This is a genomic window from Corynebacterium phocae (genome assembly GCF_008693075.1).
Classification (GTDB): Bacteria; Actinomycetota; Actinomycetes; order Mycobacteriales; family Mycobacteriaceae; genus Corynebacterium; species Corynebacterium phocae.
This window is the reverse complement of sequence record NZ_VXKJ01000053.1, coordinates 93,376-105,757: the sequence shown is the minus strand read 5'-3', so window position 1 is coordinate 105,757 and position 12,382 is coordinate 93,376. Positions and strand designations below refer to the sequence as shown.

General features: G+C 60.1%; 9 protein-coding genes. 2 read left to right on the top strand and 7 right to left on the bottom strand.

The window, feature by feature from the left end:
* Window positions 1–4: 4 nt before the first annotated feature.
* The 4 genes from trxB to F4V58_RS11800 form a co-directional block, all read right to left on the bottom strand.
* Complete coding sequence (trxB, locus tag F4V58_RS11815) at window positions 5–931, bottom strand: thioredoxin-disulfide reductase (RefSeq protein WP_075736759.1); 927 nt, start codon at window positions 929–931, stop codon at window positions 5–7.
* A 107-nt stretch (window positions 932–1,038) separates the two neighbouring features.
* Complete coding sequence (locus F4V58_RS11810) at window positions 1,039–1,566, bottom strand: RNA polymerase sigma factor (protein ID WP_075736266.1); 528 nt, start codon at window positions 1,564–1,566, stop codon at window positions 1,039–1,041.
* A gap of 86 nt (window positions 1,567–1,652) precedes the next feature.
* Entirely contained in the window at window positions 1,653–3,899 is a 2,247-nt protein-coding gene (gene pepN, locus F4V58_RS11805) for an aminopeptidase N (protein WP_075736264.1), read from the bottom strand.
* Between the two features lie 61 nt (window positions 3,900–3,960).
* On the bottom strand, window positions 3,961–4,470 hold the full coding sequence (locus F4V58_RS11800) for a YceI family protein (protein ID WP_075736262.1): 510 nt from the start codon (window positions 4,468–4,470) through the stop codon (window positions 3,961–3,963).
* A gap of 399 nt (window positions 4,471–4,869) precedes the next feature.
* Here F4V58_RS11800 and F4V58_RS11795 point away from each other — a divergent pair, with 399 nt between their 5' ends.
* Together F4V58_RS11795 and F4V58_RS11790 are read left to right on the top strand one after the other, a co-directional pair.
* Entirely contained in the window at window positions 4,870–5,262 is a 393-nt protein-coding gene (locus F4V58_RS11795; protein WP_150385820.1) for a hypothetical protein, read from the top strand.
* A gap of 198 nt (window positions 5,263–5,460) precedes the next feature.
* Window positions 5,461–6,231, top strand: a complete 771-nt coding sequence (locus F4V58_RS11790; RefSeq protein ID WP_170252492.1) for an endonuclease domain-containing protein — start codon at window positions 5,461–5,463, stop codon at window positions 6,229–6,231.
* Between the two features lie 232 nt (window positions 6,232–6,463).
* Here F4V58_RS11790 and F4V58_RS11785 read toward each other — a convergent pair whose 3' ends face one another.
* Genes F4V58_RS11785 through F4V58_RS11775 form a run of 3 tightly spaced genes read right to left on the bottom strand, consistent with a single transcriptional unit; the run spans window position 6,464 to window position 12,377 of the window.
* Entirely contained in the window at window positions 6,464–9,634 is a 3,171-nt protein-coding gene (locus tag F4V58_RS11785) for a lipid II flippase MurJ (RefSeq protein WP_075736256.1), read from the bottom strand.
* Window positions 9,631–11,799: a COG1361 family protein gene (locus tag F4V58_RS11780; protein ID WP_150385819.1), complete on the bottom strand. Its 2,169-nt coding sequence runs from the start codon at window positions 11,797–11,799 to the stop codon at window positions 9,631–9,633. The genes F4V58_RS11785 and F4V58_RS11780 overlap by 4 nt, the downstream gene beginning before the upstream one ends.
* The gene (locus F4V58_RS11775; RefSeq protein ID WP_075736254.1) at window positions 11,796–12,377 is read right to left on the bottom strand and encodes an NUDIX hydrolase; all 582 of its coding nucleotides are present in this window, start codon (window positions 12,375–12,377) and stop codon (window positions 11,796–11,798) included. The genes F4V58_RS11780 and F4V58_RS11775 overlap by 4 nt, the downstream gene beginning before the upstream one ends.
* Window positions 12,378–12,382 lie beyond the last annotated feature (5 nt).

Sequence of the window (12,382 nt, the reverse complement as noted above, 5' to 3'; positions counted from 1 at the left end):
TGGCCTAGCGGTGTGCGGCCAGGTAATGCTCTGCGTCAATGGCCGCGCGGCAGCCGGAACCGGCGGCGGTAATTGCCTGCCGGTAGTGGTCATCCACCAGGTCACCGCAGGCAAAAACGCCCGGCACGGAAGTCTTGGTGGAGGGTTGCTCCACGCTGACATAGCCGCCTTCGTTAGTGGCTACTTGGCCCTCAAGGAAGGCCGAGCGTGGGTCATGGCCAATGGCCACGAACATAGCGGTAACGTCCAGGACGGAGACTTCCCCGGTTACGGTGTCGGTGAGTTCTAGGCCGGAGACTTTGCCGTCCGCCTCCACCACGCGCTGCACGGTTTTGTTGGTGGCCCATTTGATCTTGTCGTTGTCCTTGGCGCGGTCGAGCATGATCTTGGAAGCGCGGAAGTTCTCCGAGCGGTGGATGATAGTCACGGAATCCGCGAACTTGGTAAGGAAGGTGGCCTCTTCCATGGCGGAGTCCCCGCCGCCCACTACTGCGATGTTGTGGCCCTTGAAGAAGAACCCGTCGCAGGTGGCGCAGGTGGACACGCCGCGCCCGGTGAGCTCAGTCTCCCCCGGTACCCCCAGGTGGCGCGGTGCCGCACCGGTGGCCAAGATAACGGCACGGGCTTGGTAGACGTCTTCGCCTACATGGACTTTCTTGATATCACCGGCAAGTTCCACGGAATCAACCAGTTCCATGCGCAGGTCGGCGCCAAAATTGATGGCCTGTGCGCGCATTTCCTCCATGAGCTCTGGGCCCATGATGCCTTTTTGGAAGCCGGGGTAATTCTCCACTTCCGTGGTATTCATCAGCTCACCGCCGTACTCATAGCCCTCGAAAACGATTGGGTTTAATTCAGCACGCGCTGCGTATAAAGCCGCGGTGTACCCGGCTGGGCCGGAACCTACGATGATGACGTCGTGGATGGTCACTGCTAACTCCTTGTACAAGAGGTTCATTACTAACGTCCCGATCCTACTAGTCTTGGGCGTTATAGCTAGCACCAGCAACCCGGCGCAACCCAATTGTTATGCTGTTATCAGCCAATTGCCTTGCGCAACGCAGACTTCGCCCGCGCGCGGCGGGATTTGATAGTCCCGGTTTGCACACCCTGCTGCTTGGCCACCTCCGCCAGGGCGTAGCCAGCCACCTCCGTCATGCAGAAGGCGTAACGCTGCTCTGGACCCAACGTGGCCAGGGCATTTGCCAAAATAATCTTGAGATCCGTGTCCGTTTCATACCCCAGCGCCGGGTTCTGGTCATAGTCAAAGATCCCGGAGTCTAGAGAGGCGTTGTACTGATTGGACCGGTGGTTGGCAAAGTCGTAGCCCGCATTTTGCACCAGGCGGTGCAGCCAGGTGTAGAGCTGCGCGTCCCTCCGGTAGTTCTTCAGGTTTAGTGACGCCTTGAGGAAGGCCTCCTGGACTATGTCCTGGGCATCGTGGTCGTTGCGCACGTATTTGCGCGCCACGTATAGCAACCTGGTGCGGTGCTTTTCCACGATGCCACTAAAGGCCTTCGTGTCCCCCTCTAAAAACGCGTCAATTAATTCATCGTCGCTTCGCAAAAGTTTTCCCCCCGATTGAAAAGCAGTTTGTAATATCTATTACAACCACAATCGGGGGGCAAGCGCCAGGGTTGGCACAGTTTTATCTAGATTTTATTATTTTTCTCCCGAACCCTGAGAGTCCGGGCCACGTTATCCTCAGCTTCCAGGAGTACCCGGCGCAGCGCACTATCCCCCACAGACGCCCAACTAGCCGGCGCCTCCTGCTCCGGGTAGAGCCCCCGGATAAGCCGGTTGGCAATCTCAATGGGGTGCTTCTCCCAGGTGCTTTCCACCTCCGCAAAGAAGCGCTCCGCGAAGCCCTCCTTTTTATCCTCTAGCGCCGCTAAGAGGTTATCCACCTCATCATTGGAATGGCTCCCGGAGTGCACCAGCTCCCACGCTTTTTCCGCCTGCGCCGGGAAGGCGTGGCTGGCACCCAGGTGCCGGGCCTTGCCGGTCAGGGTGTTATCGCGTTCCAGCTCAGCGTCCAGCTCCGCCTGCTTAACGGCGTCCTTTCGTGCCAGTGCGCGCAGAATAGCCCAGCGTAGCGCGGGTTCTTCCGCCGTCTCCAGCAGCTCGCGCAGTTCCGCGGGCTCCGCGACCTGGGCGGCGGTGCGGGCCAGGACCAAGGCGGTATCGGACGCTGGATCTGCGTGGCGGTATAGCTCCATCACGCGGCCTGCGAAGTCCGGAACCTGCGCGTAGTGTTTCACCGCGTAGACCGCGTTAGCCCAGGCAGAGGCTAGATCCCCGGCGTGGCGGATGACTATGTCTACGTACTGGGCAACCGGCAGCTCCCCGTCGCGTGTGGCCTGCCACAGGTTAGTCCAGATAACCGCGCGGGTTAGCGGCGCCAGCTCAGACAGGCGCTCGCTAATGGTGGCTAGGGAGGCGTCCGTGAACTGCACCTTGACGTAGGCGTGATCCCCGTCATTGGGCACAATCAACGCCGGCTTTCCGGGAATCTCAACGTCTCCGGGCAGGTCCACGTCCAGGGTCTGGTAGTTGTTGAGGTCTTCATCAAACAGCGCCACATTCAGCCGATGCGGCCTCGTGGCACCGCTCAAGTCCGGTGCCAGCGTGTCTACGCCCGCGGTCTTGAGCCACGCCTGGCTCCAGGCGTCTAAGTCGCGGTCGGTGTGGTTTTTCAGCGCCGCCAGCAGGTCCTCGAAGGTGGCGGCACCAAAGGCGTGCTTTTTAAAGTAATCCCGCGCGCCGGCATAGAAGTTCTCCCGGCCAATGAAGTGCACCAGCTGCTTTAACACCGATGCCCCCTTGGCGTAAGTAATCCCGTCAAAGTTCTGCCGCGCGGCATCGACATCCGGGATCTCCGCCTTGATGGGGTGCGTGGTGGGCAGCTGATCTTGGGCATAGGCCCAGTTCTTGCGGGTGCTGGCAAAGTTCTCCCAGGCCTCGGTGTATTCGGTGGCGTGTACGGAGGCGTCCGCGCCCATGAACTCCGCGAAGGACTCTTTGAGCCACAGGTCATCCCACCACTTGGGCGTGACCAGGTCACCGAACCACATGTGCGCCATCTCGTGCAAGATGGTGTTAGCGCGCCCTGCTTTTTGCGTGCGCGTGGGCCGGGTGCGGAAGAGGTAGTCTTCCGTGAAGGTCACCAGGCCGGGGTTTTCCATGGCTCCTAAGTTGTATTCGGGCACGAAGATAGAGTCATATTTGCCCCACGGGTAGGGATATCCAAAGGCCTCATCGAAGAAATCCATGCCCTGGGCGGTGAGCTCCAGAATCTCCGGGTCCAGGTGTGCTTCCATGGACTTGCGGGCAAAGGCGCGCAGCTCGATATCGCGCCACTGCTTAGAAATGTGCACGTAAGGCCCGGCGGCAAAGGCGGTGAGGTAGGTAGACAGCGGCGGGGTGGGCGTGCCATTATCCAGCGTCACCCATCCTTGCGGTGCGCTAATCCGCGTGGTGAACTGCGCTTTGAGATCCGGTTGGTCAAAGCAGGGGTAGATCCGGCGGGCATCGGAAGGCTCTAAGTGCGAGTAGAGGTAGACGTTTCCGTCCGCGTTATCGACCATGCGGTGCAAGCCCTGCCCGGAGCGCGAATAGGTGGAGGTGGACTTGATATAGACTTCCTGCTCCCCCGGCTCCACGGTGAAGGTTATCCGCTCATCAGCGAACTCAAACGGGTGGTCTTTGCCGTCTACTTGGAACTTCTCCACGGATGCGCCCAGGTAGTCCAGGAACACCTCCGGGGCCTTCGTGTGGAACCTGATGGTGGTCTCCACCTGGAAGTGCTCATCTCCCCCAGTGACGTCTAAGTGCAGATCATAGCTTTTTACCTCAAGGTTGCGGCTGCGTTCTTGGGCTTCAATATACGTCAAACTCATGTACCCACCTTAACGCGAAAAATCCGCCCACCGAAGCGGACGGATTTTCCTAAGCTGCGGCCTACTGCTTGATTGCGGAGACCTCTAGCTCGATCTTGATTTCCTCAGAAACCAACATCCCACCGGTCTTGAGTGGGGCGTTGAAGTCAATGCCAAAGTCCTTGCGGTTGATCTTGGTGGAAGCCGCAAAGCCCAGGCGCTGCGCGCCGAAGGGATCCTCAGCCACGGCGGCGTCCTCAACCTTGAGGGTGATCTGCTTGGTGGTGCCCTTGATGGTTAGGTCACCGGTTACGGTTCCCTCGAACTCATCATTGACGTCCATTGCGGTGGCCTGGAAGGTAATCTCCGGGAACTTATCTACTGCAAAGAAGTCCTCCCCCTTGACGTGGGCGTCACGGTCATCATTGCCGGTGTTGATGGATGCAGCCTTGATGGTTGCCTGCGCGGAGTCCTTGGTGATGATTCCTTCAAACTCATCGAACTTGCCGCGCACCTTGGTCACCATGGCGTGGCGTGCCACGAAGCCGATGGTGGTGTGTGCCGGGTCCAGCGTGTAGGTTCCTTCGAACATTTTGCTTTCCTTCAGTCGTGGTTTTGTTGACATGTCACATGATAACGCGATTTAGTTCAAGTTGCAAGTATTATCTTGCAACTAGCTGTAGTTTCATGCGACTGACTGGAATTTGTTGGCTGCGTCCCCTTGCTTAACCGACGGCGGCTGGGACAGTCCAGGGGAGGCACCGCGCCAACACGCATAGGTGTTACGCGGTATCTATTTTTCTCAAAGTCATTCAGAAATACGGATCTATTTATTAGACTGATATTCGGCCATCCAGCCTTGTCCTCCGTTACCGTTGCGCCGGCCCCAGCCCTGACCGCTGAAATCAAGGGTGATGAGTGCCATTTCTCCTTGACCACGCAGGAAGCAATTGACTTGGGCTAATTTATCCGGGACGTTGAGAGGGACTTTGTGACGTCGAGGAAAGAGGCCCAAGGTTGGAAATTAGATGAGTCCGGTATCGCCTTGGCAGTTAGGGAGGCTAAGGAAAGCATTGAAGAAGGCCGTAGAAAGCACCCGTCGGAAAATTTTGACGAGCATGAAAAGTCTCTCCCGACTTATAAAAAATACCTAGAGAGCATCAAGCGTTGTGCTGAAGGTAAGCCGACCCTTGAGGAGGAGACCGCCTTATCATCCATTGATGGCTCGTCTAATGCTGGTGGTACTGGCCTGATTGTTGGTGGCGTTGTTGCGGCTGTGCTTGGCCTGGTTGCCGCTGCGTTGCCAATGATTGCTCCTATGCTGCCGCCGCAGCTGCGCGCATGTCAGCGGAATGCTGCCGGTCTAAAGGCAGAAAACTTTTAGGAGGCGCTTGGTGCGCCTCCTTTTTCGTTTTGGCATGTAGGAGGTCTGCAAGAGTTTGGCGGGGGTGTTGACCTGGGGTTTGTGGATAACCTGCAGTGCGGTTTGGTTGGTGCGCTAAGCTTTATGGGTATGGGGGAAGATTTAATAATTTCGGGGATGGATCAAAGTGAGACCCGCAAGGCCGTTAGACGCGGCCAAGTGATCAAGTTGACCAGGGGGATCTACGCCAGGAGCGTGGATGATCCAGGGGCTCTGGCGGAGGCGCTCTGCGCACGGCAAGACAATATCCACCTGACCGGGGCGTCTAGTTTCCGGGTGGCCAACGGTATGAATCTGGAGTTTCCGTTGGAGTTTGCCGGACCGTCGTGTATGGGGGCATCGGAATATTGGCGTTTCTATAGGGTGCGCAAACCCTTCTATTTTGACATGGGAAAGCTGCGGGTGCTCCATCCGTTGCAGGCCGTGGCGCATGAGCCGGATTTCCAACGAGCCCGAGCGATGATTGAGTACCACTACGGTGGACCACGCGGAAATGACCAACTTAACCAGGACTTGCAGCATATCAAACGCCTAAGCAACCGGTCCAAGGCGATCTTGGCGGCGGCGGTGATTGGCACTGACTCGGCGGCGGAACGAAAAGTGATTGCCCGCCTGCGCCGCCACGGACTGGTCGTGGAAAGCAATGTGTTAATCGGTGATTATCGGTGGGACATCGTGATTCGGTCGCTTAATGTGGCGGTGGAAATTGACGGCCATAAGTACCACTCACAGCGGGACGTGTTCATCAAAGACCACTGGAAACGCAATGACGCCATCATGCGGGGCTGGACGGTGCTGACCTACACCGGATCGTGTGTGGAGCACGCGCCGGACGAGGTGGTGGCGCAAATCCTGGAATCCAGGAATCCGGACCTTTCCGCGCGGCGCTACAAGGGTGTACAGAAATGGCACGGCTACTTTAACCGGTAAGGCTGCACACCGTTTTCAGCTTTGTGGTTGTTTGTCGGTAGATGTTCGTTTGTGGGGTGGGTTTTGAGGGGTTTCTTCCAATGAATGGCTGTGTGGTGGTTGTTTGTCGGTAGATGTTCGTTTGTGGGGTGGGTTTTTGGGGGTTTCTTCCAATGAATGGCTGTGTGGTGGTTGTTTGTCGGTAGATGTTCGTTTGTGGGGTGGGTTTTGAGGGGTTTCTTCCAATGAATGCTTAGGGCTGGCCCACCACCTCCAGCTCGTTGATGGTCAAGGTGCCGTCCTTGGGCAGTGCTTTCACCTGGATGACCAGGGCGGTGAAGGTCTGAGGTGAGGTACCCAGGGAAATGTTGTCGTTGCCGGCGGCTAGCTTTCCGGTGGCCAGCTGGGTCCGCCCGGTGCCGTCAAGGCCGTAAATGGTGTATTCGGCTCCGGCGGACTTGGAGTGGTTGACCAGCAGGTAGCGCAAGGTGGAGGAAGGGAACTCCACGGTGATGTCGGTGGGAGAGGTGGTTGACCAGAAGGTTTTCTCATCGCCGTCCACTAGGGACGGGCTGGTGGCAGACTCAGCCGGGAGGATTATCGGGGGACGTTGAGCTGTGGCGGTGGTTGATGGCTGGATGGAGTCGGAGTCAACCGGCGCGGTGGTCTGGTTGCCCAGAAGGGACATGATCCACACGGTGAGCGCGGCCATGCCCACCACAAAGGCGGTGGCAAGCGCGCCGAGGGTAAGGATGGCGGCACCGGAGTAGGACCGACCACCAAAACCAGCGGCGGGCGCGGCTTCTACTTCCTCTGCGGCGGGTTCCTCAACGGGGAGCGCTTCCGGCGTGGAAGGCGCAAATTCGCGCAGTTCAGCGGCAATGGCTGGCAGCGGCAGCGGGGTTTCCTTGGCCAGGTCGCGGAGCCGGCGTGGCGGGTTGTCGGTGGCACCAACCATCAGGTGGATGGCGGAGTTCAGGGCGCTGGTGTCAGATTCCACGGAGGTTTCTTGTAACACGGCGGGGAAGGCTAGGGTGAGCACGCCGTCGGTGCTAACGCGCAGTTGGTTGCGGTTTTCTAGGCCCATTACCAGCCCGGCGGCGTGGGCGGTCACGGTGTCTTCAGCCAAGGGGCTCAGGGCGTGGGCCACGGCGCCGGGGTCAAGTTGGCCGGCTTCGGCCACGGCGGCCAGGCTGCTGCCTTCTACCCAATCGGCTACAACTAGGCAGCCGGCGCGGTAGGAAAGGATGTCTACGTTGGGGGCCACCGCGGAAAGGTTTAGCTCGGAGAGCTTGCGGGTGGCGCGGGAAACGGCTGCGGAGCGTTGGGCTACCTCGCGGGGGGTAGCAGGTGCCAGGGGTGCCTTGTTGGAGGTGTCCACGAAGGTCAGGGCCACCATGCGGCCTGTTTCTTGTTCGCGGGCTTGCCAGAAGCGGGCTCCGGGAATGGCGCCGTGGTCCACTAGGAGGCGGAACCGGCCGTCGGAAACGGGTGCGCCTGGTACTAGGGAGGGCCCGCGGACCACGCCGGCGGACATGGGGGGCGGTACGGGTGAGGAGTTGAAGGCGTCCAGGGTGAATTGGGGTTGGATTTCTTTGAGGTTGCCCACTTCAATTCCGGCGTCTGGGGCCACCTTGATTATCCGTCCCACGCCCGGGATCCGCTGTAACGCGCGGCCCAGGTTGAGGACCTCAGGCAGCTTGGAGCGGGAGAGCACCAGGCCGGTGACTATAAGGAAGATGATGCCGGTGATGGCAATTTTGGCCAGGATGAGCACGGAAGTATCTGCGGTGGGCAGCACACGGTAGAGTCCCCACGCCACGGCCAGGCCGGCCAGGCTGGCGCCTAGGGACCAGAAGGTGGTGGACATGACTGCGCGCCCACCCAAAGAGCCTAGTTTGCGTTTGAGCAGGAAGGCACCGATGACCGCGCCGGCCACGAATCCAAAGCCGTTGGCGGTTCCCAGCAGGATGACCACGCGTTCCGGGGAGTTGGCCACGTGCGGTGCGGTGAGGGTGAGCAGGATTTTGGTGGCGGTGATTCCGGCGATGATGAAGGTGGGCGTCCAGGCTTCCTCGCGGGCGTAGAACACGCGCAGGTGCAGCAGGACTAGGGCGTAAGGGATGAGCGTGAACGCGGAGAAAGACAGCGTGAGTCCCAGGAGCTCGGCCACATCAAGGTCCAGGCGGCCGTAGCCAAAGAGCCCGCGCGCGATGGGTACGCCGAAACCGGTGAAGAAAACCACGATGGGAATCAGCGCGATGAAGGTGAGCTTGGTGCCCAGGGTGAGGTCGCGGACTACGCCGTCCACGTCACCGTCAGCGGCGTTGCGCGAGAGCCGCGGCATGATGGCCGTCAGCAGCGTCACGCCGATGATCCCGTAGGGAACTTGCAGCAGCAGCCAATGGTTTTGGTAGATGACGGGTGCGGCGGCTGATGATGCCGATGCCACCTGGGAAGTCACCACGTAACCCAACTGCGAGATAGCAACATAGGCGATAATGGCCACTGCCATGCCACCAAATTGTTTCAGGCGGGCATCCATACCCCACAGGGGTTTGAGGTTCACGCCCGCACGGCTGAGGTAGGGCACCAGCATGAGGCACTGCACAATGACACCAAGGGTGGTGCCTAAGCCCAGGAGCAGGATGTGGGGATCTCCGATGGGCGATGGGGCCGCTGGGTTGAGTTCCCCTGGCAGGGTCCAGTAGGCCAGGAGTACGGCGATGGAGATGAAGTTGTTGACCACAGGCGCCCAGGCGCCGGGCGCGAAGACATTCTTGGTATTTAGTACCGCCTGGAACAGGGCAAAGAGGCCATAGAAGAAGATCTGCGGCAACAGCAGATAAGCCATGGAGGTGGCCTGTTCCACGTTGACCTGGCCGTCTGCTTTTAACATCATGCGCGTGAGCAGCGGCGCCGCCACAATGGAGATGACTGTCACCGATCCTAAGATCAGTACGGAGAGGGTAAAGAGTCTTCGCACGAAGGCCTCACCGCGGTCCGGGTCTTCTCTTTCGGCGTGAACTAGTACCGGGACCACCAGGGAGGTCAACACCGCGCCCAATACGATCTCTGTGATGAGGTTGGGGATCTGGTTGGAGGTCTGGAAAGCCGAGGCAATGGCCGCGCCCAACGAGGAGGTGATCAGTACCGTGCGGATAAACCCGGTGATACGGGAAACCAGGGTGGCAACCGCCATGGAACCGCCGGCGCGGACCACGGAGGCATCGGAGTCTTTGTCTGGCGCTGCGGCTGCGGACTCCGGCGCTTGTGGCACCCCCTGGGAGGCCGCGCGCAGCGTGGACTTATCCTCAACCGGCACCGCCGCGGGCACTGCCTTGGGCTTGCGCGGGACGGGAACGGGTGCGGGCGGCGTGGGAGCGATTATTCTTCCGCGAGTGCCTTGGGGTGAGGAGGTCATGAGCCTTTCTTCCTTAGGAGAGTCAGCGCGGCGAGGACAAGTAGGGCCACGATTATTGCGTAGATACCTAACATACCGCCCCTGGTTTGGACCGTTATGACCACAGGTTGGGAAACGGTGGCGCCGTCAGGGGTGGCTAGCCACATCCTGATATCGCGCCGCTCGGTCAACTCTGCGGTCATGGACACGGTAATAGAGCCCTTGGCGGGGATCCATAAGCTTTCTGGGGTTTTTAAGTTAACGTCCTGGGCCTCGTAGAGAATCTTGCCTTGCACCGGCAGCGGCAAGGCGTTTTCTGCAACGATGAGCAAGGGCGAGGATTCGGACACACGGGTGTAGACGTTGCCCGGGGGGATGAGTTGGACGCTGCTGCGTAGATCCTGCAAGGTCGCGGAATTGGCGCGCAGCCGGTCTTGGTCCACGTGGTCGCCGCCGGTGCCGGATCTGTGGTGTGCGTAGTGCTGGTTGTGCGATAACGCTAGCAAGAGGTCTTGGCGCAGCGGCAGCGTGAACCCGTAGCGGGTCATGGCAATAGCGGGGTCGTTGACCATAATCCGCATGAGCTCATCCGTGTAGTGGGCCTGCTGCTGGACCTGCAGGATATCGGTGGGGCTAACCAGGGACACGGCAGAGTCCGTGCCCGCGCCTGCGCCAGCACCCATTCCCGTGCCCGCGCGGCCTACTACCTTTTCCATAGGCAGCGGTTGGGCTGTGGCGGCGACTTGCTCAGCGGCGTCTAGCAGCGCCTTGGCGCTAGCCGGCTCGAGGTACGAGGGCAGCTTTGCCACGGTGTCCTGGCGGCTAACCTCCAGCGCCAGTGCGGCGGCGGCGCTGGTCTGGCGTGCCACAGGTGAATCCAGTTCTACGTCATAATCCGCGGGGGCGTTGTGTGGCGTGTGCCCTGCGGTGGCAGCCAGCAGGCGGGCCAGGGCGGGATCAAAGTTTCCGGCTTCTAAAACCGCAATTTCGTTGAGTGGTACTGCGACACTGTCCGCGTCTGGTACCAGCAGCGGCGCGCTCAGCGGTTTGCCAAGAATCTGCGAAATCACCTCGCCGCGCGCGGTGGCCTCATGCAAGAGAAAGTCATTCTTGGCCTGCGCCACGGCGTTGACATCAGTGTTGGCCCAGGGCATGGCCACCAAGCAATCAACCTGACGGAGTTTTTCCAACCACATTCCCGCCGCCGTGGCCCCGGTGCCCGCTTCCAGGCGGACTTCATCTTCCTGGAACCACGAATCCCGCAGGCGCGTGGGTTTGTTGATGATGGAAGGCCTCCGGTCGCCCACGGAATAGCCTTTGCTCATCTGGTCAACGGTTTCTATCAGTGCAGGGTCCAGAGCCATGCAGCCGGTGCCTTTGAGGTCATGGCTGAGGTAGGTATCAACTAGTGCATCAAGTCTTCCACCGGGGCCTAGTTGGCCGGCCAGTTGTTCGGACTTCAGGATCAGGTTGCTACCACCGGTGGCTCCGGGCACGGTGTCTACCGTAGCGGTGAGGGGATAGATGACGGCCAGCCCATGCCGCTGCCGCTGCGCCTGCCGTGTCTTGCCCGCCTGGTCCTCCCCCACTGGGTCTTCCCCCATTGGCGCCTCTCCCGCCTGGTCCTCCCCCGCTAAAGCCTCGCCCTCCGGGGTGTCCCCGGAGGGAGTCGTAGCGGCAGGCGCGGCTGGGTTGGGGGAAACGGTGAGGATGAAGCGTTCATCAGCAAACTCGGCCGGGCGGTCATTTTGCGTGCCAGTCAGGGTAAACAGCAGCGGGTACGCACCGGGCTCTGAGATAGCCAGGGAACGTCCGGGACCCGGAGTGGTTTCCAAGGAAAGCTCCACGGTCATGCTGTGTCCGGGAGCTAACGTTCCTTCTTGGCTGAAGGGTCCGTAGTAGGGGTACTGGCCGGCTTCTAAGGCGTGGTAGGCGGACGCGGCGGTGTCAATTGGGTCGGAGCGCCTAGCGGTGATCTGCAGGTTTTCCACCGGCTCGTCCGTGCGGTTGTGGACCTCTAGTTTTACTCGTAGGTTTTCGCCTACCACCGGGGAGCTGACTTCCAGCAGGTCGAGGGACAGCGGCTGAGCTGGGCGCACCTCCTGAACGTCCAAGGGGGTCGCGAAACTAAGGGCGGGGCTGGCCAGAGCAGACGTGAGCGCCAGCGCTAGAGCGAACCGTTTCACCGTGGCGTGGCCTTAGTTTCAGACTTGGCCAACGCCGGGAGCAGGTCGTGGGCAATACGGGCTAGCTTGCGTTCGTCGGCGTAGGCCAGGTGCTCGATGAGTTCGGAGACTGGAATCCAGGAGACTTCGGTTACTTCTGGGTCTTCGTCGTTTAAAATTCCGTCCACGTAGCGCAGGAGATGATGGTGGACGGTTTTGTGGATCCGCAGACCGTCGGAAACAAACCAGTAGTCAATCACGCCTAGTTCGGCGAATACTTCGCCGTAGAGGCCGGTTTCTTCCCATACCTCGCGTTGCGCGGTTAGGTGTTTGTCCTCACCATCTTCCACATGGCCTTTGGGCATGGACCATAGCAGCCGGCCGCGGCGGTCTAGTCTGCCGATGAGCGCAACGTAGACCTTGGTCAGGTCCAGCTTGCCGTCTTTTACGGCCTCTGCCAGCCCAGACACAACAAGGCCACCCGCGGAGGTTTCGTCCTGCACGGGCATGTGGTTGGTGGCCAGTACCGGCTGCCGGCGGCGCGGCCTGCGGCGTCTTCTGGGCTTCCGGGGCCGTGGGCCTTCATCGTGGTTAGTCATTGTTT